The 24,063-nt window shown below is 64.8% G+C and carries 24 protein-coding genes; 14 read left to right on the top strand and 10 right to left on the bottom strand.

Going from position 1 to position 24,063, the window contains the following annotated elements:
* Positions 1–71: 71 nt before the first annotated feature.
* Positions 72–968 (bottom strand): NAD(P)-dependent oxidoreductase, encoded by an 897-nt coding sequence (locus EJ067_RS27990; RefSeq protein WP_126088382.1) that lies wholly within the window; start codon positions 966–968, stop codon positions 72–74.
* 158 nt (positions 969–1,126) lie between these two features.
* Here EJ067_RS27990 and EJ067_RS27985 point away from each other — a divergent pair, with 158 nt between their 5' ends.
* The gene (locus EJ067_RS27985) at positions 1,127–2,065 is read left to right on the top strand and encodes an NAD(P)-dependent oxidoreductase (RefSeq protein ID WP_126088381.1); all 939 of its coding nucleotides are present in this window, start codon (positions 1,127–1,129) and stop codon (positions 2,063–2,065) included.
* 20 nt (positions 2,066–2,085) lie between these two features.
* Here EJ067_RS27985 and EJ067_RS27980 read toward each other — a convergent pair whose 3' ends face one another.
* Positions 2,086–2,853, bottom strand: coding sequence for a FadR/GntR family transcriptional regulator (locus EJ067_RS27980; RefSeq protein WP_126088380.1), 768 nt, complete (start codon positions 2,851–2,853; stop codon positions 2,086–2,088).
* 162 nt (positions 2,854–3,015) lie between these two features.
* Positions 3,016–4,005 (bottom strand): sugar-binding protein, encoded by a 990-nt coding sequence (locus tag EJ067_RS27975; protein WP_126088379.1) that lies wholly within the window; start codon positions 4,003–4,005, stop codon positions 3,016–3,018.
* A 452-nt stretch (positions 4,006–4,457) separates the two neighbouring features.
* Here EJ067_RS27975 and EJ067_RS27970 point away from each other — a divergent pair, with 452 nt between their 5' ends.
* The 11 genes from EJ067_RS27970 to EJ067_RS27915 all read left to right on the top strand — a co-directional run bounded on the left by EJ067_RS27970 (position 4,458) and on the right by EJ067_RS27915 (position 14,801).
* Positions 4,458–5,201 (top strand): ATP-binding cassette domain-containing protein, encoded by a 744-nt coding sequence (locus tag EJ067_RS27970; RefSeq protein ID WP_126088378.1) that lies wholly within the window; start codon positions 4,458–4,460, stop codon positions 5,199–5,201.
* A 48-nt stretch (positions 5,202–5,249) separates the two neighbouring features.
* A complete protein-coding gene (locus EJ067_RS27965) occupies positions 5,250–6,248 on the top strand; it encodes an ABC transporter permease (protein ID WP_126088377.1) in 999 nt (332 codons plus the stop codon).
* A gap of 310 nt (positions 6,249–6,558) precedes the next feature.
* Positions 6,559–7,386: an AraC family transcriptional regulator gene (locus EJ067_RS27960; RefSeq protein WP_126088376.1), complete on the top strand. Its 828-nt coding sequence runs from the start codon at positions 6,559–6,561 to the stop codon at positions 7,384–7,386.
* A gap of 114 nt (positions 7,387–7,500) precedes the next feature.
* Entirely contained in the window at positions 7,501–7,944 is a 444-nt protein-coding gene (locus EJ067_RS27955; protein ID WP_126088375.1) for an SRPBCC family protein, read from the top strand.
* A gap of 15 nt (positions 7,945–7,959) precedes the next feature.
* Positions 7,960–8,754, top strand: coding sequence for an FAD binding domain-containing protein (locus tag EJ067_RS27950; RefSeq protein ID WP_126088374.1), 795 nt, complete (start codon positions 7,960–7,962; stop codon positions 8,752–8,754).
* Between the two features lie 60 nt (positions 8,755–8,814).
* A complete protein-coding gene (locus EJ067_RS27945) occupies positions 8,815–9,297 on the top strand; it encodes a (2Fe-2S)-binding protein (RefSeq protein ID WP_126088373.1) in 483 nt (160 codons plus the stop codon).
* 11 nt (positions 9,298–9,308) lie between these two features.
* Positions 9,309–10,676, top strand: a complete 1,368-nt coding sequence (locus EJ067_RS35730; protein WP_126088372.1) for a xanthine dehydrogenase family protein molybdopterin-binding subunit — start codon at positions 9,309–9,311, stop codon at positions 10,674–10,676.
* A gap of 1 nt (position 10,677) precedes the next feature.
* Positions 10,678–11,682 (top strand): molybdopterin cofactor-binding domain-containing protein, encoded by a 1,005-nt coding sequence (locus EJ067_RS35725; RefSeq protein ID WP_126088371.1) that lies wholly within the window; start codon positions 10,678–10,680, stop codon positions 11,680–11,682.
* Positions 11,683–11,690: 8 nt separating this feature from the next.
* Positions 11,691–12,572, top strand: a complete 882-nt coding sequence (locus EJ067_RS27930) for a MoxR family ATPase (protein ID WP_126088370.1) — start codon at positions 11,691–11,693, stop codon at positions 12,570–12,572.
* Between the two features lie 208 nt (positions 12,573–12,780).
* On the top strand, positions 12,781–13,914 hold the full coding sequence (locus EJ067_RS27920; RefSeq protein ID WP_126088368.1) for a VWA domain-containing protein: 1,134 nt from the start codon (positions 12,781–12,783) through the stop codon (positions 13,912–13,914).
* A complete protein-coding gene (locus EJ067_RS27915) occupies positions 13,914–14,801 on the top strand; it encodes an amidohydrolase (protein WP_189510817.1) in 888 nt (295 codons plus the stop codon). The genes EJ067_RS27920 and EJ067_RS27915 overlap by 1 nt, the downstream gene beginning before the upstream one ends.
* A gap of 164 nt (positions 14,802–14,965) precedes the next feature.
* On the opposite strand, the gene EJ067_RS27910 is transcribed toward EJ067_RS27915, so the two are convergent.
* Positions 14,966–15,373 (bottom strand): carboxymuconolactone decarboxylase family protein, encoded by a 408-nt coding sequence (locus EJ067_RS27910; RefSeq protein WP_126088366.1) that lies wholly within the window; start codon positions 15,371–15,373, stop codon positions 14,966–14,968.
* 115 nt (positions 15,374–15,488) lie between these two features.
* Positions 15,489–16,931, bottom strand: a complete 1,443-nt coding sequence (locus EJ067_RS27905) for a DHA2 family efflux MFS transporter permease subunit (protein WP_126089777.1) — start codon at positions 16,929–16,931, stop codon at positions 15,489–15,491.
* Positions 16,932–17,045: 114 nt separating this feature from the next.
* On the opposite strand from EJ067_RS27905, the gene EJ067_RS27900 reads away from it, so the two are divergent.
* Both EJ067_RS27900 and hutH read left to right on the top strand, forming a co-directional pair.
* Positions 17,046–18,047, top strand: coding sequence for an ornithine cyclodeaminase family protein (locus tag EJ067_RS27900; protein WP_126088365.1), 1,002 nt, complete (start codon positions 17,046–17,048; stop codon positions 18,045–18,047).
* A complete protein-coding gene (gene hutH / locus EJ067_RS27895) occupies positions 18,044–19,549 on the top strand; it encodes a histidine ammonia-lyase (protein WP_126088364.1) in 1,506 nt (501 codons plus the stop codon). Before EJ067_RS27900 ends, hutH begins: the two co-directional genes overlap by 4 nt.
* 97 nt (positions 19,550–19,646) lie before the next feature.
* Here hutH and EJ067_RS27890 read toward each other — a convergent pair whose 3' ends face one another.
* The 5 genes from EJ067_RS27890 to EJ067_RS27870 are packed head-to-tail and all read right to left on the bottom strand — an operon-like array spanning position 19,647 to position 24,013.
* Positions 19,647–20,450, bottom strand: coding sequence for a 3-methyl-2-oxobutanoate hydroxymethyltransferase (locus EJ067_RS27890; protein WP_126088363.1), 804 nt, complete (start codon positions 20,448–20,450; stop codon positions 19,647–19,649).
* A gap of 36 nt (positions 20,451–20,486) precedes the next feature.
* Complete coding sequence (locus EJ067_RS27885) at positions 20,487–20,801, bottom strand: MocE family 2Fe-2S type ferredoxin (RefSeq protein WP_126088362.1); 315 nt, start codon at positions 20,799–20,801, stop codon at positions 20,487–20,489.
* A 45-nt stretch (positions 20,802–20,846) separates the two neighbouring features.
* Entirely contained in the window at positions 20,847–21,941 is a 1,095-nt protein-coding gene (locus EJ067_RS27880) for a fatty acid desaturase family protein (RefSeq protein ID WP_126088361.1), read from the bottom strand.
* Positions 21,942–21,958: 17 nt separating this feature from the next.
* The gene (locus tag EJ067_RS27875) at positions 21,959–22,873 is read right to left on the bottom strand and encodes a sugar phosphate isomerase/epimerase (RefSeq protein WP_126088360.1); all 915 of its coding nucleotides are present in this window, start codon (positions 22,871–22,873) and stop codon (positions 21,959–21,961) included.
* A 51-nt stretch (positions 22,874–22,924) separates the two neighbouring features.
* Positions 22,925–24,013, bottom strand: a complete 1,089-nt coding sequence (locus tag EJ067_RS27870; RefSeq protein ID WP_126088359.1) for a Gfo/Idh/MocA family oxidoreductase — start codon at positions 24,011–24,013, stop codon at positions 22,925–22,927.
* Between the last annotated feature and the right edge of the window lie 50 nt (positions 24,014–24,063).

The raw sequence follows: 24,063 nt of genomic DNA, 5'->3' as shown, positions 1-24,063 counted from the left end.
TCAAGCACGGCAAAGCCCGCTTTGCCTCAAGGTGCCAGGATGTGCACAGCTCAACCTGTGTTTGTCGCCGCTCACGCGTTTTTGACGTATTTGCGCCAGCTATGTTCGGGCCGGAAGCCCAGCACGTCCCGCGCCTTGCGGTTCGACAGCAGCGTCTCGAATTCACCGAGCTCGGCCTTCACCGGCACGCCTGGATAAAAGCGCTTCAGGAGTTCGGCCGTCGGCAGGTCGGACGAGGTGTCGTCATTGGCGGCGTTGAACACCTGATAGCCCAGTCCGTCCTTCTCGATGGCGCGCAAGGTGATCTGGCCGAGATCGCGGGCATCGATATAGCTCCAGGCGATGCGCTTGCGAAAACCTGGATCGGCGAACCATTTTGGGAACAGCGCATATTCATGCGGCTCGATGACGTTGCCGATGCGCAGCGCATAGATGTCGAAGCCGCTGCGCAGCCCAAAGGCGCGTGCGGTCTTCTCGTTGACGATCTTCGACAGCGCGTAAGAGTCCATCGGATCGACATCATAGTCCTCATCCAGCGGAAAATGTGTCGGGTTGCGCGGTTCGTTGGCGAAGACCAGGCCGTAGGTCGTCTCGCTGGAGGCGATGATCACCTTGCGGATGCCGAGCTTCACCGCCGCCTCGATCACATTGTAGGTGCCCATCGCATTGATGCGGAACACCTCGTTGTCGGGCGTGATCATGATGCGCGGGATGGCGGCGAAATGCACCACGGCGTCGACCGGCTGCGCCCGCAGTGACGGGTCGAATTCATGCAGCCCCGCATAGCTCGACAGCGCATTGAAAACCTGGCCGCTGTCGGTGATGTCGGTGATCAAAGTGCGCACCTTCGGGTTGTCGAGCGGCCTGGTGTCGATGTTGAGCACCTGGCAGCCATGCTCGACCAGATACTGCACGACGTGACGGCCGGCCTTGCCGCTGCCGCCGGTAAACATGATCCGCTTCGTCATTTTGCTCTCCACATCGCTCGGGAATTATGTGTATTGTCAGACAATATGGGGCTGCGCAATCGCCTGCCAAGCGCGATCGGCGAAAACCTTCTCAAGCAATCGCCCGCCGGCCGGTCGCGCCCGGCGCCGATCATCAACAAAGACAGGGACGAAACGACATGACCACCACCGCTGCCCGCGAAAACATCGGTTTCATCGGCCTCGGCCTGATGGGGCACGGCATCGCCAAGAACATCGTCGACAAGGGCTATCCGCTCACCTTCCTCGGCCGCAAGAACCGCAAGCCGGCGGAAGACCTGCTCGGTCGCGGCGCAAAGGAAGCGGCCACGTCCAAAGAGGTGGCGGCCGCCTCCGACATCGTCTTCATCTGCGTCACCGGCTCGCGCGAGGTGGAGGCGATCATCCGCGGTCCTGGCGGGCTGAAGGAGGGCTTGCGGAAAGGCTCCGTGGTGGTCGATTGCTCGACGGCCGACCCGACATCCACCGTTGCCTTGGCCGCCGAGCTCAAGGCGCTCGGCGTCGACTATGTCGACGCGCCGCTCAGCCGCACGCCGAAGGAGGCCTGGGAAGGCACGCTCGACGCCATGGTCGGCGCGCCCGACGCGGTGTTCGCCCGGCTGAAGCCGGTGATCGAAACCTGGGCCGGCCGCATCGTCCATATCGGCGACACCGGCGACGGCCACCGCATGAAGCTGCTCAACAATTTCATCTCGCTGGGCTACGCGGCGATCTATTCGGAGGCGCTGGCGCTGGCCGAGAAGGTCGGCATCTCGCCGCCGCGCTTCGACAGCGTGATCCGCAACGGCCGCATGGATTGCGGCTTCTACCAGACCTTCATGCGCTGGACGCTGGACGGCGACCGCGACGCCCACAAATTCTCCATCGCCAATGCCTTCAAGGACCTTACCTATCTGGAATCGATGGCGGGCGCGGCCGGCATTGCCAACCCGCTCGGCAACGCCACCAAGAACTCGTTCGCGACCGCCTTCGCCGCGGGGCCGGCCGAACAGTATGTGCCGATGCTGGCCACCCATATCGGCAAGCTCAACGGCGTCGACCTGATGCCGTCGAAGGATGGCGTGAAGCAGAAGATCTGACGCCGCCGGCGCAAGGCTTCTCAGCGCCGCGACCGCTCGATCACCTCGTCGGTGTTGGCGAGCAGCCTGTGCACCGCGGTCCTGGCGGCGGCCGGACGCTGCAGGCGGATGTTCCGCTCGATCGCCTCGTGCAGCGACTGGGCCCGCCGCTGGTCGCTGTGCTCGCGCGTGACGAAGACGAAGAGATGGTCGAGCGCCGATTCGATCAGCACGCCGAGCGGCACCAGGAGCTCGTTGCCGGAGGCGCGCAGGATGGCGAGATGGAACCGCGTATCGGCGCGCGTGCGCTCCTGGATGTGCGCCGCCTCTCCCATCTCGCGGCAGGCCTGGCTGATCTCGACCATCTGCTCGTCGGAGCGCCGCATCGCCGCGAAGGCGGCCGCTTCCGGTTCGATGATGTGGCGGAACTCCTGCACGGTCCTCAGGAACACCTCGCGGTCCGGCGAGGTCGCGTACCAGGCGAGCACGTCGCGGTCGAGCAGGTTCCAGCGTTCCCTCGGCTCGACCCAGCTGCCGATCTTCGGGCGCGACGCAAGCAGGCTCTTGGCCATCAGCATCTTGATGGCCTCGCGCACCGCCGAGCGGCTGACATTGAAGGTTTCCGACCATTTGGCTTCGTTGGGCAGGATGGCGCCTGGCGGATAGTCGCCGCGCACGATCCTGAGGCCGATCTCGCCGGCCAGCGAAGCATGCACGCTGAGACCGGCAATCCGCGTCGCCTCGGACCTGCGGATCGTGGCCGGCTGCGCCGGCTCGGCTAGGCGCTTGCCTGACTTTTCCCGTGGCATCCGCGTTCCGGTGCCTCCCGTCGCGGGCGGAAGTTGCCCGCGAAACATCCGCCAGAAATTCGGGCGCGCGAAGCCTGTCGCCTCTTGCCGGGGCAAAGGCCGCGTTCAGCGTCCGAGGGAAAGGTGAAGGGGCGCCCGTAAAAGGCGCCCCCGCATCGAAGCCTACTTCTGGATGCAGGTATCGACCGTGTCCTTGGTGCATTCATCGAGGCCGGTGAAGACCGGATCGTCGACCTTCTTGCCTTCGATCAGGTCGATCATCACCGAAGGCGCCTTGTAGCCCATTTCGAACGGCCGCTGGCCGACCAGCGCGGTCACCAGGCCGTCCCTGGCGATCGCCACCTCGTCGCCGATGGTGTCGGCGGCGCCGATGACGAACTCGTTCTTGGCGATCTTGTCGGCCATCGGCTTGAACAGGTCGCGATAGGGCTGCGGAGCGCCGAACAGCGGCCAGCCGCCCATGATGCCGAACGCGTCGAGCTTCGGATTGGCGGCGAGGATGTCCGTCATCGCCTGCACACCCTTGGCGCCGTCGTCATTGGTGAACACCGGGCAGCCGGCCACCTCGGTCCAGCCGCCTTCGCCGGCGAGCGCCGACAGGCCATCCTTGCCCGACAGCGCATCGCGCATGCCCTGCGCGCGGCGCAGGATGTTGTCGGCGGCCGGATTGCCTTCGATGGTGCAGACCGTGCCGCCATTCGGCTTGGCCTTCTTGATGTATTCGCCGATGCGCTTGCCCATCAGATAGTTGTCGGTGCCGAGATAGGTCTTGCGAAGGGCTGCGTCTTCCTTGGCAAGGTCGGCGTCGACGGTCATGATCGGGATCGACGGATTGGCGCTCTTGATCGTCTGCGCAATCAGCGGCGCGTTGGACGGCGAGATCGCCATCGCCACCGTGTCCGGCTTGCTCAGCATGTCCTGCACGATCTGGGCTTCGCCGGCCTCGTCCGAGGTCGATGCCGGACCGGTGTAGAAGCATTCATATTCGGAGCTGGCGTTCTCCTTGTTCCACTTCTCGCAGCCCTGGTGGATGGCTTCGAAGAACGGGTTGTCGAGACCCTTCACGACAATGACGAGCTGCTTCTTGGCCAAAGCCGGCCCGGCGCCCAGCGCCATGGCGGCGACGGCGGCGAGCAAAAGTGATTTCCTCATAACGTTCCTCCCTTGAAAAAGACGGACACGGCGTGCCCGCCACACCGATCGGTCCGGATGCAAGGGACACGGGGATTGCCTCCAACGTCCGTGTCCTGGCCGGGCCGATAAGCATTTGCCGATCCGTTCCAGGTCGAATGAACGCTGGGGTTGCCGGATCAAATCCCCTGCCCCTCGCTTCCGCCGAACGGGCTATTTGCGCGGGCAGGTTGTTCCTCCGACGCTAGCTAATATCGGCTCGCCGCTGCCGTCAATTCCTATTTGTCCTACAAAACGGATTTTTTTACGAGTTTCGAAATTAATCGTCCGACAATTGATTGACGCCCATGTCCGCATTTGCCTAAATGGGTCTGTCGCACCGGCTCGGGAGGAGCTGGAGGTGCGAGGCCAATGCGAGCGCCGGCGTCGATGGCGAAGCAGTCGCAGGGCGAAAATGGGGAGGCTTAAGGCTGGTGTCGGTTCTCGAACTCGCCAACATTTCGAAGCATTTCGGCGCCATCCAGGCGGTGAACGACGTTTCGTTCACGCTGGAGGCCGGTGAAGTCGTTGGCCTGATGGGCGACAACGGCGCCGGCAAGTCGACGCTGGTCAAGATGATCGCCGGCAACTTCCACCCGAGCCACGGCACGATGCGCATGGACGGCAAGGAGTTGATCCTGCACAAGCCGGCGGAAGCCCGCCAGCATGGCATCGAGATCGTCCACCAGGATCTGGCGCTTTGCAACAATCTGACGGCCGCCGCCAACGTCTATCTTGGCCGCGAGCTTCGCAAGGGCGTTGGACCCTTCCGCATTCTCGACTACGCCGCCATGTACAAGCGCGCCGGCCAGCTCTTCGCCGAGCTGAAATCCGAGACCCGGCCCCGCGATCTGGTCAAGCAGATGTCGGGCGGCCAGCGCCAGGCGGTGGCGATCGCCCGCACCATGCTTTCGCAGGCCAAGATCGTGCTGATGGACGAGCCGACGGCGGCGATCTCGGTCAGGCAGGTCGCCGAGGTGCTGAACCTGATCCGCCATCTGCGCGACCAGGGCATCGCCGTGGTGCTGATCAGCCACCGCATGCCCGACGTCTTCGACGTCGCCGACCGCGTCATCGTCATGCGGCGCGGCAGGAAGGTCGCCGACAAGAAGATCGCCTCGAGCTCGCCGGAGGAAGTCACCGGGCTGATCACCGGCGCCATCGAGCAAGTGGCATGAAAGCACTGGAATTCTTGGCGTCTTCGGCGCCGGCAGGAAAGGTCGATAATGGCAGTCACCCTTGACCAGACGATCGCGCAGAAGCAGCACACTTTCCTGTCGCGCGTGATGTCCAGCCAGACTTTTTGGGTGGTGATCGCGGTCATCCTCGCCTGTCTGTTCCTCTCCTTCGCCACCGACGCCTTCGCCACGCAGAAGAACCTCTACAACATCACCCGCAACATCACCTTCGTCGCCATCGTCGCGCTCGGCATGACCTTCGTCATCATCACCGGCGGCATCGACCTGTCGGTCGGCTCTGTGCTGTGCCTGTGCTCGATGGTGCTGGCCGTCACCATGCATGCCGGCTATTCGATCGAGGTCGGCATCCTGGCCACAATCGTCACCGCGCTCGCCATCGGCGCCTTCAACGGCGTGCTCATCGCCTATCTGGGCTTCCCGCCCTTCGTGGTGACGCTCGGCATGCTCTCGGTCGCCCGCAGCCTCGCCATGGTGGCCTCCAACAACACCGTCGTCTTCCAGTTCGGGCCGGACCACGAAAAGCTTCTGGCTCTGGGTGGCGGCGCCTGGTTGTTCGGCATCGCCAACCCGGTGCTCTACATGATCATCCTGGCGCTGATCACCGGTTTCATCCTGCGCTGGACCAAGTTCGGCCGGCACATCTTCGCCATCGGCGGCAATGAGCACGCGGCGACGCTGACCGGTGTTCCGGTGCGCCAGATCAAGGTCGCGGTCTATATGACCTCGGCGCTCTCGGCGGGTCTGGCGGGCATCATCCAGACCGGATGGCTGGGCGCCGTCACCACCAATATCGGCACCGGCATGGAGCTGCAGGTGATCGCCGCCACCGTCATCGGCGGCGCCAATCTCGCCGGCGGCGTCGGCACCGCATTCGGCGCCATCGTCGGCGCCGCACTGATCGAGGTGATCCGCAACAGCCTCGGCCTGCTCGGCATCAACGCCTTCTGGCAAGGCACGTTCATCGGCGGCGCCATTCTTCTGGCCGTGCTGTTCGACCGCATCCGCAACTTCCGGCGCAGCGATTGAAGCGCAGCCTTGCCTTCTCCCCTTGTGGGAGAAGGTGGATCGGCGCGATAGCGCCGAGACGGATGAAGGGTGTTCCAGCGGAGTGAGACGCTGGCGTTCCCTGGAGCACCCCTCATCCGTCGCCTTCGGCGACACCTTCTCCCACAAGGGGAGAAGGGGGACGCCCCCTATCGCTCAGTCTGAAAATCTGCCCGGGCAGCCAATGCGAAGCGGCCGTCGTCCCTCTGTGCCTTGACGCAGGGCGGACGCCGGTCGCACAATCCCCGGGCAGGCGAAGGGAGGCCAGTCGCCTGCGGGAGGAACTATACCCATGACGGACGCGATCAGGCTCTATTGGGGCCGGTTCGGACATGTCTCTGTCCTGAATGTCGCCAACGACTTCGTCACTCATGCCCATGGCGAGGCGCATCTCATCATCTGGCTGGAAGGCACGGCTGGCGAAATGACCATCGGCCGCGAGACGGTGGGGCTGGGACCTGAGACCGCCGCCGGCATCAATTCCTTCCAGCCGCACAGCCACGCGCTTTCCCGCGACGGCAGGCCCGGCCTGTTCCTCGCTTTCTACATCGATCCCGACTGGGCGCGCCGACGCCGCGACCTGCCAGCTTCGGCGCCGCTGTTTGCGCAAGCCGCAATCACGCTGGAGCCGTGGCTGCATCAGGCGGCGGCGAACCTGCTCGATCACCTTGCCGACAATGAAAGCATCGACGACGTTGCCAACTACGAGATCGAGCGCTTCATCGACAGCGTGCTCGACGCCGCGGACGCTTCGGCACCGCAGGTGGTACGCGCGCGCATCAACACGATGCTGGATTTCCGCGTCCGCAAGGCGATCCAGCTGATGAAGGCCAATGTCTGCGAGCGCATCTCCTTCGACGACGTGGCGCGTTCGGTCGGCCTGTCGAGGCCGCATTTCTTCGCTTTGTTCAAGGAACAGACCAACCTGACGCCGAACGTCTACTGGAACACGCTGCGCATGGAGGAAGCCGTGCGCCAGCTGCAGTGGTCGCAGGAGCCGCTGATCTCGGTCGCCTCCAATCTCGGCTTCACCACCCAGGGCAATTTCTCGCGCTTCTTCCGCGACCATGTCGGCGTGCCGCCGACGCTCTACCGCGAAGCGGCGCGGGCGATGTCTTAAACAGCCAGAAGTCGCTGTTTTTCAGACTGATTGATAGGCGCGCAAGACGCGTTGATAAGCGCAACCCGGGCCTCCGCCCTAGCCTCCTTGCCATCGTTGCAGGGGAACGAGTTCATGGCGAAAGTCACCATCTCCAGCGTCATCGACGCGCCGGTCGAACAGGTGTGGGCGCGCATCCGCGACTTCAACGGCCTGCCGGGCTGGCATCCGCGCATGGTCGAAAGCCACATCGAGGACGGCAAGGACGCCGCCATGATCGGCTGCGTGCGCAACTTCCAGCTCATCAGCGGCGCCCGCCTGCGCGAGAAGCTGCTCGACTTCTCCGACGAGAATTTCCTGGTCAGCTACGCGATCCTCGAGACCCCGCAGCCGATTACCAACCACAAGGCGACGCTGCAGCTGCGACGCGTCACCGACGGCAACCGCACCTATGCCGAATGGACCGCGAGCTTCGACGCCGCGCCCGAAGAAGCCGACAAGCTGGCCGAAGGCATGGGCGCCAACGTCTTCCAGGGCGGCTTCAATGCCCTGAAGAGCCATTTCGCCGGCAACGGCTAAATCAGGGAGCGCGCCATGCCGCTTGCGCTGCAGACCTTCTCATCCGTGAAAGACGCCAATGCGGCCCTGCAGGCGGCGGGCACCCGCTATCTCGGCGGCGGCACGCTGGTCGTTCGCGCCGCCAATGAGGGCGACGGTTCCGTCTCCAGCCTCGTACGCGTCACCGACCCCGGGCTTTCGCAGATCGCCGTTTCCGACGGCAAGGTCCGGCTCGGCGCTTCCGTCACCATGGCGGCGATCGCCCGCCATGCCGAGCTTGCCGCGCTCGCGCCGGCCGCGCGCGCCGTCGGCGGGCCGGCGATCCGCAACATGGCGACCGTCGGCGGCAATCTGTTCGCCTCCGCTCCTTACGGCGATTTCGCCGTGGCGCTGCTGGCGCTGGACGCCACCGTCGCCGCCGAGGCCGGCGAAATGCCGGTCGAGACTTTCCTGGCGAGTCGCGACACCAGCCGCGCCGTCGTCACCGCTGTCGGCTTTTCGCTGCCCGAGGCGGAAAGCTTCCGCTTCCTCAAAGTGTCGCGAGTCAAGCCGAAAGGGGTCTCGGTGCTGAGCATCGCGGCGCTTTTGCAGCGCACGGCAGACGGCACGATGACCTCCGCACGCATCGCGCTTGGCTGCATGGCCGATCGGCCGATACGGGCCAAGGCGGCGGAGAAGGCGCTGCTCGGCTGCAAGCTGATGCCGCAGGAAATCGCGCCGGCGCTGGCCGCGGCTGGCGAAGGCATCTCGCCGATCACCGACCCGATCGCCAGCGCCTGGTATCGCGCTGAGGTGCTGCCGGTCCATCTCGGGCGATTGCTGCTGAGCTGACCAACCGTGGGGGGACGCGCGTCTGTCCGGTTCATCCGGGCAGGCGCGCAGGGAGAAAAAATGGCAAAGGTACCTGTCCAATTCACGCTCAACGGCTCCGAGAAGGCCGAATTCATCGAGAGCGGCACGACGCTGCTCCACGCGCTGCGCGACAAGATCGGCGACACATCGCCGAAAGGCGGTTGCCACCAGGGCACCTGCGGCGCTTGCTCGGTCATCATCGACGGCGAGTTGAGGCTGTCCTGCCTGACATTGGCCGAGACCTGCAACGGCGCCGACATCACGACCACTGCCGGCCTCGCCGAAGGCGGCGTGCTGCATCCGCTGCAGCGCGCCTTCCTCGATGCCTTCGCCACCCAATGCGGCTTCTGCACGCCGGGCATGATCATGGCCGCCAAGGTGCTGCTCGACCGCACGCCGAATCCGAGCCGCGAGGATGTGGTCGAGGCGCTGTCCGGCAACATCTGCCGCTGCACCGGCTACGAGCCGATCATCCAGGCGGTGCTGACCGCCGCGCGCGCCAATTCGCAGAGCGCCGCCTGAGGGGACGAGCCATGGAACTGCGCAAGGACTATTTCGCCGATGTCCGCAAGGACGGCCTCAACGAGATCGGCCAACCGCGGCCGCGGCTAGATTCCCCCGGCCATGTCACCGGCCAGACCGCCTATTTCGCCGATCGCAATTTCCCCGGCATGCTGCATCTGAAGATGGTGCGCAGCCCGCATCATCACGCCCGCATCCGTTCCGTCGACACTTCAGAGGCGGAGAAACATCCGGGCGTCGTGCGCGTGCTGACCGCCAAGGACGTGCCGCACAACGTCTACACCATCCTGATCCTGATCCAGATCGGCCCGGAGGACGAAACGGTGCTCGCCGACGGCAAGGTGCGCTGGAAGGGCGAGGCCGTGGTGGCGGTGCTGGCCGAGACCGAGCGCGCGGCGCAGGAAGCCGCCGCCAAGGTCAAGGTCGACTACGAGGTGCTGCCCGCCGTCTTCGACATGGAGGAAGCGCTGAAGCCCGGCGCGCCGATCGTCAACGAATATCACGGCCGCAACTACTACCTCTATGACAGCGGCGACTGCCGCAAGGTGCGCTTCGGCGATGTCGAGGCGGGTTTTGCCGAGGCCGACCACATCCTCGAGCAGACGTACCAGTCCTCGCCCATCGAGCATGCGCCGACCGAGACGACCGGCTGCATTGTGGCGCCCGAGGGCAACGACCGCTTCGCCTGCTATACCAACACCCAGGCGATGTTCTTCACGCTCGACAACGCCTCGATCATCCTGCAGATGCCTGGCAGCAAGCTGCATTTCGTCGGCGGCACCGTCGGCGGCGGTTTTGGCGGCAAGGTCGACGTCATCGTCGAACCTATCGCCATCCTGGCAGCCAAGCTAACCGGACGTCCGGTCTCATTCATCTACAGCCGCGAGGAGGAGATGCAGATCTCCTCGCCGCGCGCTGCCGAGAAGGTCGTCATCAAGGACGGCGTCATGAAGGACGGCCGCATCGTAGCCCGCAAGGTGACCGGCTACACCGATGCCGGCGCCTATTCGCGCCATTCGCCTTACGGCGCGCAGAAAGGGGCGGCGCACTACCCGGGCCCTTACACGATTCCCAATGTCTGGATCGACACCTACTGCGTCTACACCAACCGCACCCCCTCCTCCGCCATGCGCGGCTTCGGCGTCACCATCGGCGACTTCGCGCTGGAGGTGCAGATGGACAAGCTGGCGCGGCTGATCGCCATGGATCCGCTCGAGTTCCGCTTCATCAACGCCTACCGCGACGGCGACATGAAGGCGCATCGCCAGCTGACCGAGGGTGCGGCGCTGATCGAATGCATGCAGGAAGCCTCGCGCGCCGCAAACTGGCCGGTGGCGGATAAATACATGGCGATGTCCTCCTACAGGAAGGGAGCCTGAGATGGCGATCCGGCGTGGACGCGGCGTCGCCGCGATCAACTATCCGACGGGCATGAATCTCGGCGGCGACCCGACCCAGGCGCTGGTTCACTCGACGCCGACCGGCAATTTCATGGTGACGCTGTCGAGCGTCGATCTGGGCCAGGGCATGAAGCAGATCATGGCGCAGATCTGCGCCGAGACGATCGGCGTGCCGACCGACCGCGTCATCGTCGACACCGCCGACACCGACACCGGCCCGCACTGCATGGGCACCTTCGCCTCGCGCGGCACGCACCGCGCCGGCAATGCCGTCATCCAGGCGGCCAGGGAAGCCCGCCAGGTGATGCTGGAAGTGGCGGCCGAAGAGCTGGAGGTGAACGCTTCCGACCTCGAAACCGACGGCCAGGGCAACATATTGGTGAAGGGCGCGCCGCAGAAATCGATCTCGATCTTCGACGTCGCGCTGTCGGCGCATTTCAAGCGCGGCCGCTCGATCTCCGGCCGCGGCATGTTCCTGATCCCGCGCTCCTACCCGGAGAAGGAGACCGGCGCGATGAAGCCCTCGACCTGCTATGCCCACGCCTGCACGGTGGCCGAGGTCGAGGTCGACGACGAAACCGGCGAGGTGACGGTGCTTAGCGTGAAGAACGTCTTCGAGATCGGCCGCGCGCTGAACCCTAAGATGGTCGAGCAGCAGTTGGTCGGCGGCTCCTGGATGGGCATCAGCCACGCGCTCTATGAGACGACCGAGCCCTATTATCCGAACCGCGACCATGGCGGCACCGACTTCAACCAGTATCTGATGCCGGGTCCTGGCGACCTCGCCGAGACCGAGATCATCGTGCTGGAGCGCCCGTCCGCCGATGGCCCGTTCGGTGCCAAGGGACCGGGCGAGATGTGCGCCAACCCGCAGATTCCGGCCGTTGCCAATGCCGTCTTCGACGCCGTCGGCGTGCGCATCGACACGTTGCCGATCACGCCCGAGCGCATCCTGCGCGCGCTGAAGGCGCTAGCGGCGGGCTGAGCAAGAAGATGGCTCGCGCCGATGCCGAGCAGACCGCTGCCTCACCGGAGGCGGTGGCCGCGCGCCTCGCCGCGTCGCGTTACCTGGCGGACGACGGCCTCGCGACCGCGATCTTCCTCGCGATCCGTCTGGGCAAGCCGCTGCTGCTCGAAGGCGCGCCTGGCGTTGGCAAGACCGAAGCCGCCAAGGCGACCGCCGAATTGCTCGGCCGCGAATTGGTGCGCCTGCAATGCTATGAAGGCATCGATGCCGCGCATGCGCTCTACGAATGGAACTACCAGCGGCAGCTCCTCGCCATCCGCCACGCCGGCGAGCACGAGATCGATATCTATGACGACCGCTTCCTGATCGCGCGGCCGCTGCTGCAGGTTCTGCGCGTGCCGGAACAGCGCGTGCTGCTGGTCGACGAGATCGACCGCTCCGACCACGAATTCGAAGCGCTGCTGCTCGAATTCCTTTCCGACTTCCAGATCAGCATCCCGGAACGCGGTACCATCCGCGCCGCGACGCAGCCGATCGTCATCCTGACCTCGAACCGCACCCGCGAGCTTGCCGAGGCGCTGCGGCGGCGCTGCGTCTACCACTGGATCGGATACCCAGATGCGGCTCGCGAGGCCGAGATCATCATGCTGCGCGCCGGCGACGTGGCAAAAGCGACCGCGCGAGCGGTGGCGAATGCCGTGCAGCAGATCCGCGCGCGTCCGCTGGCCAAGCCGCCGGGCATTGCCGAAGCCGTCGAATGGGCGAATGCCGCGACCATCCTTGAAAAAGGCGGCAGCCCGTGGCCTGAAGCCTTCCGCCGCGCCATCGGCGTGCTGATCAAGGACGAGGAGGACCTGTCCGCAATCGCGCCGGAGCTCGGGAGGATCGTCGAGGAGGCGTTGGGGTGATGAGTAATCGCAACGCGCCTATTTCGCAAGGTTGGCGGGCCAGCGCCCCCCTCTGTCCTGCCGGACATCTCCCCCACAAGGGGGGAGATTGGCTGTCACTTCGGCCTTCGCAAATCTCCAACGTTGAAGATTGGACGCCGCCGGCGAAACCGCTGATCTCCCCCCTCGTGGGGGAGATGTCCGGCAGGACAGAGGGGGGCGCGAAGGAATGAGGCGTGCGGAAAAACTGCCTCGTGCCGCCGAGCCCTTACTGGGCTTCGCCCGCTTGCTGCGCCATCACGCCTTTCCCATCGCCCCCGAGCATGTCTCCAGCTTCATGCAGGCCGTCACCCTGCTCGGCCCGAGCTCCATGTCCGACATCCGAGAAGCAGCACTTGCCACGCTCGCGCCTTCGCCCGACCGTCGCATCGAATTTGACGCGCATTTCCGCAGCCACTTCTATGGCGACGTCAAACCCCCGATCGAAGGCGAAGAGGATGAAACCCGCGTCAAGGACGATCGCGGCTCGCGCGACGAAGAAAGCCAGGCTGTCCGCCAGGAGAAAGGCGGCGAGTTGTCCTCGGCGCTCGAGCAACTGAGCCGCCGCGATTTCCAGTTCGACCCCGACAGCCTAGGCCCGTTCCGCGGCCGGCTGGCCTCGGCCCTGCCCGCGCGCCGCTCCTTCCGCACCATGCGCACCCGTTCGCGCGGCACGCTCGACCTGCGCCGCTCGTTGAGCGAAATCGTCAGTGCCGATGGCGACATCCCCTCGCCGCTGCTGCGCCGCCGGCAGACCGTGCCGCGCAAGCTGCTTTTGCTCATCGACGTCTCCGGCTCGATGAAGCTGCACACCGCCGACTACCTGAAGATTGCGCATGCGGCAGTGCAAGGCGCAGCCCGCGCGGAAGTCTTCACCTTCGGTACGCGCCTCACCCGCATCACCTCGGCGTTGCGTATCCGCGACCGCGGCCAGGCGCTCGCGCGCACCGCCGCACTGGTCGACGACTGGGATGGCGGCACTCGCATGGGGCCGACACTGCTTGCCTTTCTTTCGGTGCCACGCTTCGCGGCCTTTGCGCGCGGCGCGGCGGTGGTGATCCTGTCGGACGCGCTCGAGCGCGGCGACCATGCCGACCTTGAAACCGCGATGCGCCGGCTCAGCGCCCGCGCCTTCCGGCTGTCGCTGGCGACCCCGCTCGCCGGCGACCCGCGCTTCCGGCCGGCAACCGCGGCACTCAGCGCCATCCTCCCGGTGCTCGACGATCTGGTCGACGGCTCGTCGGTCAGAAGTCTCTCCGACTTCATCTTGTCGCTCGCCCGCCCCGCTCCCGCGGCCGAGACCATCTGGAAAAGGGTATCGTGATGCTGAAAGCGATCGACGCGCATTTCCACATCTGGCGCCAGAAGGACCAGCCCTGGCTGGTCGGACCGGTGGTGCCGCGCATCTTCGGCCCTTACGAGCCGATCCGCCGCGACTACCCGATCACGGAATTCCTCGAAGATCAGAATGGTTCGGGCGTCGAGAAGGCCGTCTATGTCCAGACCAACTGGGCCAAGGAGGATTTCGAGAAGGAGGTCGCCTTCCTGCAGAAGACCGCGGAGGAAACCGGCTGGCCGCATGCGATCGTCGGCTATGCCGACATGACGGTCGACGACGTCCGGCCGCAGATCGACCGCCTGATGAAATACAGGCTGCTGCGCGGCGTGCGCATGCAGCTCCACTGGCACGAGACTCCCGCCTTCCGCTTCGCCGCTTCGGCCGACCAGGTGATCGATCCCAGGGTGCGCGCCAATGTGGCTCAACTGAAGGATTACGGCCTCTCCTTCGACCTGCAGCTTTTTCCGGCGCAGATGAAGGACGGGCTGACGCTGGTCGGCGAAAACCCGGAAACGAACTTCATCCTCACCCATGCCGGCATGCTGACCGGCATGGAGCCGGAAACCACCGAAGCGTGGAAGGCAGGCCTGCGCACGCTTTCGGCGGCGCCCAACTTCTACGCCAAGCTGTCGGGGCTCGGCACTTTCGAGCATCGCAACGATCCGGAGCTGATCGCCTACATTGTCGACAACGCGGTCGGGATACTGGGCAGCGACCGGCTGATGTTCGGCTCGAACTTCCCGATCGAGAAGCTGTGGACCAGCCACGCCGAGCTGATCAAGGCGCACCGCGCCGCAGTCGCCAGGCACGGGTCGGAAGCCGAGGCTGATATCTTCTGGAACACGGCGGAAAGGGTCTATCGGCCGGTGTAGCGCGGCCTCCCCTTCTCCCCTTGTGGGAGAAGGTGGATCGGCGCGATAGCGCCGAGACGGATGAGGGGTGTTCCAGGGAACGCCAGCGCCTCACTCCGATGGAACACCCCTCATCCGTCGCCTTCGGCGACACCTTCTCCCACAAGGGGAGAAGGAAAAGCGCCTCACTTCACTTCGAACTGCGGATCGAGCGAAATCTGCATCGCCGTGACCAAGTGGTTGGTCTGGCCGGCCAAGCCAATGATCGAAACCAGCTCGCCATGCTGCGCGTCGGTCATGCCCTTGGCCCTGGCGGCGGCCGTATGCGAGTGAATGCAGTAGGAACAGCCATTGGCCGTCGAGACAGCGATATAGATCATCTCCTTGGTCAGCGGATCGATGGCGCTATCGGCGAACATCACCGCCTTGAGTTGTTCCCACACCCGCTTCAGCGCCGCCGGATCGTTGGCGAGCCCGCGCCAGAAATTGTTGACGAAGTCGGATTTGCGCGTCGCGCGGATGTCGTCGAACACCGCCTTCACCGCCGGGATCTTCTCCACCTCGGCATCGCCGAGAAGTCTTGTCGTGGCCATGGTGTGGTCCTTTCGGTTGAATCGCTGCGCAAGCTTTCTGAATCGCGTCCTCAACAACTGCAGCCAATCCGTTTGCCGGATTCAAATTTTCGGCGCCGAAGCAATGTTGCCGGCATCAATTCTCCTGGGAGTGGCCCGAGACCTCGGCGCCGGCGGATCGCGGCAGGGCCATGAAGCGGAACGACGCCGCGAGCCCGATCAGGCCGATGGCTGCATACGCGATTCTGAAGTCGGCGAGGTCGGGCGCCGCGTCACCCCTGGCGATCTGCGACAGGTTGAGGATCGCCGCCGCGACCGCCACGCCGAACAGCATCGAGATCTGCTGCAGCATGCTGGAGAGCGTCGCGGCCGAGCTCCGCTGGGCCTCGCCGATATCGGCGAAGGCAAGCGTGTTGAGCGCCGTGAACTGCATCGACCGCGTGAGACCGGCGACCAGCATCAGCACCACCGTCAGCGCCGACGGCGTCTGCGGCGAGATCGCTCCGCAGGCCATGATCGCCAGCGAGGCGATCAGCCCGTTGACGATCAGCACGCGGCGGAAGCCGAAGCGCCTGAGCATCGGCGTGGTCACCGCCTTCATGCCGAGATTGCCGAGGAAATAGGCCAGGATCAAGAAGCCGGCATCGACCGGCCGCATCCCGAAGCCGACCTGGAAGAGCAGCGGCAAAAGGAAGGGCGTTGCATTGATCGCAACGCGGAAGATCGTGCCTGCCGACAATGTCGAGACGGCGAAGGTCAGGACCTTGAAAGCCGAGAGATCGAGCAAGGGATGCGGCGTGCGCAACAAGTGGCGCACGGCGATCCAGCCGATCGCAACGCCGGCGGCAATGAGGGCAACTGTCGGCAGAATGCCGTCCTCGGGATGCGCAAGCCGCTCCAGGCCATAGAGCATCACTGCGAGGCCGAGCGAGGTGAAGAAGAAGCCCGGCCAGTCGAGCGGTCTCGCTTTCGAATCGCGATCGCCCGGCACGAAAAGGGCGACCAGCAGCAGTCCGGCCAACCCCAAAGGGACGTTGATGAAGAAGTTCCAGTGCCAGGAGAGATAGGTGGTGATGAAACCGCCGAGCACCGGTCCGACCACCGGCGCGAACAAAGCCGGCCAGGTGATCAGCGCCGTGGCATTGAGCAGTTCGGATTTGGGGGCGTTGCGCAGCACCAGGATGCGCCCGACCGGCGTCATCAGCGCGCTGCCGAGCCCCTGCACGATGCGGGCGCCGACAAAGCCGGTCAGGCTTTGCGAGAGGCCACAGGCGATCGACGCCAGCGTGAACAGCGCAATCGCGACGAGGAAGACGTTGCGCGCGCCAAACCGGTCGGCGAGCCAAGCCGACAGCGGCACGAACACCGCCATGGTCAGCATGTAGGCGGTGATACCGATGCTCATCGCCACCGCCGGCACGCCGAAGGACTGCCCCATCTGCGGCAGCGACGTCGAGATGATGGTCGAATCGAGCAGCTGCATGAAGAAGGCAACCGCGACGATCAGCGCCACGCGCCGTGACCGCCGGGCGGAAGTCGCCGGCTGGAACACGGCCTCGTTGTCGGGAATGCTGGTCATGACGCGCTGGTTGAACAGCATAAGGCCGAACCAGTCCAGGTGTTTATCCAACAAACTTTCGTGTCGGCCCGTCGCCTGTTATGGATGAGAGCGCGGGCCGGCCGAGGGAAATGCATGAAGCCCATTTATATCGACTACCTCAATGCTCTCGACATCGAAGCCCTTGCCATGACCGATGCCGAGATCATTGCCGCCGTCGAAGCCGGGCTCGTCGCCCAGGGCAACGGCCAGACGGTGATCGAGCCGCGCGTCCATCTCGAGCCGGACCCGTCTTTTCATGGTCACTTCAACGTGCTGCGGGGCTATGTGGCGCCGCTCGATGCGGCCGGCGTGAAGATCGTCGGCGATTATGTCGACAACTACCTGCACGGGCTGCCGTCCGAATTCGGCATCCTCAACCTCTTCGACCCGCGCACCGGCGCGCCGCGAGCCATCCTCGACGCCACCGTCATCACCGATATGCGCACCGGCGCCGTCACCGCCATCGGCGCCAGGCATCTGGCGAAGAAGTCGTCGAAGGTGCTAGGCCACATCGGCGCGCGCGGCACGGCCTACTGGAACGTCCGCCTGCTCGACCACCTCTTCGACTTCGACGAGATCCGCGTTCATTCACGCCGGCCGGAGAGCCGCGACGCCTTCGCCGCGAAGCTTGCCGCCGATCTCGGCAAACCCGTCATGACCGTGGCCGACTGGAAGAGCTGCGTCGAAGGCGCCGACATCGTCGTCGAGGCCTCGCGGCTGCCGGAACCGCAGCCGCTGCTCAAGACCGAATGGATCAAGCGGGGCGCGCTGGTGGTGCCTTACGGCACGATGAGCGCGGTGGAGCTTTCGCTCACCGACATCATGCAGAAGATCGTCGTCGACGACTGGGGCCAGTGCAAGGGCGGCAAGTTCGGCGCGCTGCGCGCCCATGTCGAGACGGGCCGGCTGAGCGAGGCGACGCTGCATGCCGAGCTCGGCCAGATCGTGGCCGGCCGCAAAGCGGGCCGGCAAAGCGACGGCGAGACGATCCTGTTCTGGCATCGCGGCCTCTCGCTCTCCGACATCGCGCTCGGCAAGGCGATGCTGACCAAAGCCGCGGAACACGGCATCGGCCAGAGGCTGCGCTTCGCATGACCCCGCTCGTTCTCACCGGCGCCGGTGTCAGCATCGAGGACGTGGCCGCCGTCGCGCGCAACGCGGGCAAGATCGAAGTCACGCCTGCCGTCATCGAAAGACTGGCCAAGGCGCGCGAGGTCCTCGACGCCGCTGCGGCCGGTGGCCAGCAGATCTATGGGCTGAACACCGGGCTGGGCGCCAATCTCGGCACGACAGTCGAAGGCGATGCCGACGCCTTCCAGCGCCAGCTTCTCGACGGACGCGGCGCCGCGGTGGGAAACGCACTGTCTGCGCAGCTCGTGCGCGCCGCAATGTTCGCCCGTATCGCCATGCTCGCGGCAGGCGGCTCCGGTCTGTCGCCGCATGTCTTCACCGCGTTCGTCGATCTGCTCAACGCCGGCGTCCATCCGGTGATGCCCTCGCTTGGCTCGATCGGCGCCGGCGACCTGGTGCTGATGACGGCGATCGCTCATACGCTGATCGGCGAAGGCGACGCCGACTATCAGGGTAGGCGCATGCCCTCGGCAAAGGCGCTGATGATGGCGCGCCTTGCGCCGGTCGGCCTGGCTCCCAAGGACGGCCTGTCGCTGATCAACGCTTCCGCTGTCTCCACCGGCGCCGGCGCGCTGGCGCTGACCGATGCGCTCTCGGCACTGGAACAGCAACAACAAGCCGGCGCGCTCACCATGGAGGCGCTGGGCGCCAACCGCACCATCCTTGACGCGCGCCTGCATCTGGCGCGGCCGGCTGCCTGCCAGCAGGTCGCGGCAAAGGCGTTGCGCGACCTGCTCGCCCGGGACGAGGTAGCGCCGCCGACCGCGCTTCAGGATCCGCTGTCGATCCGCTGCATGCCCTCGATCCACGGGGCGCTGATCCAGGCGATCGACCATGCCAGGCTCGCCGTCGAGATCGAGCTCAACGCGTCCGCCGACAACCCGCTGGTCCTTGCCGAAGACGCGCTGGTGCTGTCGACAGGCAATTTCCACACCGCCTCGCTGTCGCTGGCCTTCGAGACGCTGGGCCTCGCGATCGCCCAATGTGCGGCGGCTTCCGCCGCCCGCTTCATCCAGCTCACCGGCTCAACCCGCCACGGCCTGCCGAAATACCTGTCGCCGGTTGGCGGCGCTTCCGCCGGCTTCGTGCCGCTGCAGAAGACGGTGACGGCGATCCTGGCCGCCATCCGCCACAAGGCCAATCCGGTGATGCTCGACTTCCTGCCCGTGTCCGAGGGCGTTGAGGACCACGCCACGCAGACGCCGCTTGCCGTCGCCAAATGCGCCGAGATGATCGTGCTGTGGCGGCGCCTGATCGCCCTCGAGCTGATGGCAGCGGCGCAGGCGATCGACCTGCGCGAAGGGCTGACGCTGGCGCCCGCCACCGGCACGATCCACGCGGCCGTCCGCGCCCATGTGCCGACGCTCAAGGAAGACCGGCCGCTGGGACCCAATGCCGACGCGCTCCACGCCGTGCTCGCCGATGGCTATTGGCGCCCTGCGGTGCACCAGATACTGCTTGCTTAGAGCATGTCTCCCGAAAGTGGGAACCGGTTTTCGGGATAAAGACATGCGCAAATCAAAAACCTAAAACGCATCGTGAATCTGAAAGATCGCGACGCGCTTAGGCTTTTTCGTCCACCTTCCTCATGAAGAGAGTGAGCTCGTCCGCATCCATATGCACGACATGCCGGTCTTCCGGATAGGCGCCGCTGTTGACGTCCGCGGCATATTCGGAGAACGCCGCGATCCGCTCCGCCTGCAGCCGGTCGTATTCGGCGGCGAAGTTGCGATAGACTTTCGAATGGCGCGGCATGTGACCGCGATTGGCGCCGAGAATATCTTCGGCGAACAGGTATTGCGCATCGCAGCCCGTGCCCGCGCCCATCGACAGCATGATCAGCGAGGTGCGCTCGGAGATCGCCTTCGCCACCTCGACCGGCACCACCTCGATCTCGGCGCCGATCGCGCCGGCGGCTTCCAGCTGCTTCACCGCCTCGAACACCTTGATCGCCGTGTCGGCGGTCTTGCCGACGGCCTTGAACCCGCCGGTCCAGGTCGCGCGCGACGGGATCAGGCCGACATGGCCGATGACCGGAATGGCGTCTTCTGCCATCCGCTTGATAGTGGCATAGCCGGCGCTGCAGTAGACCGCATCGGCTCCGGCCTTGTAGAGCCGGAAAGCCCAGCGCAGGAAATCGTCCGCCGTGCCGATCTCGAAGAAGTTCTCGCCAGGCATGGTGAAGAGGCTGGGTGCAGCATCACGGTACTCAGGATTGAGCACCAGCTCCGGCGGCACCGAGACGATGTCGATGCCGGCGCGCTCGGCGGCTTCGGCCTCATCGAGCGTCAACACGCGCAACATGGTCAGCTGCCGCTTGCCCTTCATGGCGCGCAGATCGGCAACGGTCGGTCTCTTTCGGCTCATCGATTGGTGTTCCTCATTCTTCGGGCGTTTGGCGGCTCAGCCGATTTCGATCAAGACCTTGCCGGCCTCGACCTTGACCGGATAGGTCCTGAGGTTGACGCAGACCGGCGCGCCCTTGGCCTGGCCGGTCTTGTAGTTGAAGCGGCCATTGTGCTTGGGGCATTCGATGATGTCGTTCATCACCAGCCCGTCGGCCAGATGCGCCTTTTCATGCGTGCAGAAACCATCGGTGGCGAAGAACTCGTCGTCAGGCGAGCGAAAGATCGCGAAGCTGCGGCCGCCATGGTCGAAGCGGATCACGTCCTCCTCATCCACGTCGTCCACCGCGCAAGCTTCGACCCAGTCCGCCATCGTCTCTCTCCGGTCATCATCTTCCTCGGGATTGCTGCGCGACGCCTATTCGGCGGCCGTTGTCGTCATGTCGACCTCGTGGAACTCACCGCGATAAGGCTTGGCCGTCGGCGGCAGTTCGCGCTTGATGTAATAGTCCTCGTATTTCAGCTGCCTGAGCAGCACCGGCCAGACCTCGCGATAGGCATGCCATATCGACGGGTTCGGTTCCGGCAGATCGTGCTTGATCAGCTCGTGCAGCTTCGGCAGCGCGTGATAGGGCACCATCGGGAACATGTGATGCTCCACATGGTAGTTCATGTTCCAGTAGATGAACCGGCTGACCGGGTTCATGTAGACGGTGCGCGTGTTGAGCCGGTGGTCGGTGACGTTGTCGGCGAGCCCGATATGTTGCAAAAGCCCGGTCATCACCATGTGCCAGGTGCCGTAAAGGCGCGGCAGGCCGATCAGCACCAGCGGTATCCATGACCCAAGCGCGATCGCGACAGCGATCGTCGCGGCATACACGACCATGTGCCAGCGCGCGGCAATCACCGCCTTATGCTGTTCCATCTGAGGGATGTAGCTCTTCTCGTCGTCCGACAGCTCGCCGAAGGCCTGACGCACCAGCGTCGGCAGCGAATAGCGGAAGTCGAGGATGCCGGTGAAGGCGAGCGCCGCCTTGATGAGATCCGGCGGCCGCATCACCGCGATCTCGGCATCGCGGCCGACGATGATGGTGTCGGTGTGGTGCCGCGCGTGGCTCCAGCGCCACTGCACCGGATTGCGCATCAGCATGAAGGAGGCGATGTGGTAGACGACGTCGTTCATCCAGCGCGTGCGGAAGGCGGTGCCGTGGCCGCATTCGTGCCAGCGCGAGTCGCTCGAGGAGCCATAGAGCACGCCGTAGACGAACAGGAACGGCACGACCCGCCATGTGCCCCAGAACCAGACGATGCCGGCGGCGGAGCCCAGGATCGCGACAATCCAGATGGTGGTGTCGCGGATCGCCGGCCCATCGGAACGCTGCATCAGCTCCTTGATGGTCTTGCGCGCCACGTCGGTGTGGTACCACTCGGCCGAGGCAAGCCCGGTCTCGATCGCCTTGCGCGCGCTCTCACCGACAAGGCTGTAATCGCGCTTCGTCCCGGCGGCCGTCATCGTCACCTCCCCGGTCGTCAAAGCCCGTTGGCGCGGAATTTCCCGTCGAGGAATTTCTTCGCCCGCGGCACGTCGTCCTCAGAGAGATGCTCGATGATCACCGGAATGTTCGGATGCTTCTCGCTGAGCCGCTTGAGATAGACGTCGTAGTTGAGCGCACCGAGCCCCGGCGCCGGCAATTCGATCTCACCGACGCCCCGGAACGTCAGTCCTTCATGCGCATCCGCGTCGCCGATATCGGCATGCTTTTCCGTCTTGTCGCTGCCCGAGCGCTTGACGTCCTTGGCATGCGCGATCTTGATCTTGTCGGTCAGCGTGTCGAACACCTGGTTCAGCACTTGATCCATGCAGTCGATGTTGTGCGCCTCGAAATAATTGGTCGGATCCATCAGCAGGCCGAGGCCGGGATGGTCGACCTGCGCGAACATTTTCACGGTCTCCTCGACCGAACCGACGACGTTGTTGACATAGGTCTCGAGCAGGAACACCGCGCCATGGTCGTAAGCCGTCTGGGCAAGGTCGGAAATCACTTTGCGGCATTCCTCGAACCCCTCCTCGGTCTTGTTCTTCGGATGGTGCACCCAGTCGGATTCGGTGTTGTAGGTGCCGGTTTCCGAGATCACGTAAGGGCTGCCGAATTCGCGCGCGTTGCGGATGATCTCCTTCAGATACGCCAGCCGCCGCTCGCGCTCGGCCTTGTCCGGATGAATGATGTTGGTGTAGCCGGACACGCAGCAGACCGGCAGGTTATGGTCGCGAAATGCATCGCGCACCTTCCGCGCCTTGTCCCTGGTGATCCGCCCGGCCGACAGATCGATATCCTTGAAATGCAGATCGAGCTGCACCGTGTTGAAATCGAGCGCGCGGATGCGCCTGGCGACCTCCTCGAGCTCGTAGGGGAAATAGCCTGTAAAGATCCCTGCCTGCATCATGAGGTGAAGTCCTCCGGGTAAGCGGTTCTGTCGTCGTGTCTTTTGCCTGCCTCAGTCGACAGGGACTTCGGCGAGCCTGATGGTCCGGCCTTCCGCCATTGAGCGGTAGCCGGCCTCGACGAGCTCCATGGTCTTGACGTTGTCGGCAACCGAAAGCGCCGGCGGCGTGCCGGTCTTGAGCGCATATTGCAGTTGCTCCATCACGCCGATGAAAGCATGCGGGAACCACATCGTCTCCCAGCCTGGGCTGACCCATTTGCCGCCGGTCGTCTCGGTCGAGGCGTAGGTCAGCGTCGAGGCTATGCCTTTCGGCCAGCCGATCGTGCCCTTGGCAACGCCCTTGGTGCCGTCGACGCGCCAGTTGATGTGCTGGTCGTCCTGATAACCTTGCTGACGCGGGCCGGACCAGACATCTTCCAGCGACACGGCGAGCACGCCAGAGGGAAATCTGAGCGTCGACACCGTGATGCCGTCGGAATGCTCAAATCGCGTGCGCGGATCCTTGCGCGTCAGCGTGGTGATCTCGTCCGGATCGCCGAACAGGAAGCGCAGCACGTCGAGGTGGTGCACGCTCATATTGGCGAGCGTCAGCCGGTCGTAACCGGCAAGGAAGGTTTGCCAATGCGGGATCGCGTGCATGTCGATCTCGGCAAAGACGATCTCGCCCAGCGCCCCGCTGTCGATGATCTGCTTCAGGACGCGCATCGACTGGTCGTAGCGCATGTTCTGGTTGACCGAGAGGATCTTGCCGGACTTGGCCGCCTCGTCGCGCAGCTTCACCGCCTCCTCGACCGACAGCGCCAGCGGCTTCTGCGCCAGGATCGCCTTGACGTGCGGTTGTCTCAGCGCATGACGGATCAGCGCCGGCTGCTGATCCGGCGGGAAGGCAAGATCGACGATCTCGACGCTGTTGTCCTCGATCAATTGCTCCGGCGTGTCGTGGACGGTCGAAATGCCCCAGCGGGCCGCGACCTTCTCGGCATTCGCCCTGGTGCGCGAGGCAATTGCGACGACGGCAAACCCGGCTTCCTTGTAGGCGGCGAGATGGCATTCGGCCATGATCATGCCGGCGCCGATGCAGCCGATCCGGTAGTCCTTGACCCGGATCTTTACGTCGGGCTCGAAACCCACGTCAGCCATCCATTCCTCCCGTCGAGGACTGGATATAACGCCATGGTCCGGGCCTCGGC

It is taken from the genome of Mesorhizobium sp. M1D.F.Ca.ET.043.01.1.1 (genome assembly GCF_003952385.1).
In the GTDB taxonomy this organism is placed as follows: domain Bacteria; phylum Pseudomonadota; class Alphaproteobacteria; order Rhizobiales; family Rhizobiaceae; genus Mesorhizobium.
This window is presented reverse-complemented; position numbering and strand designations above follow the sequence as displayed.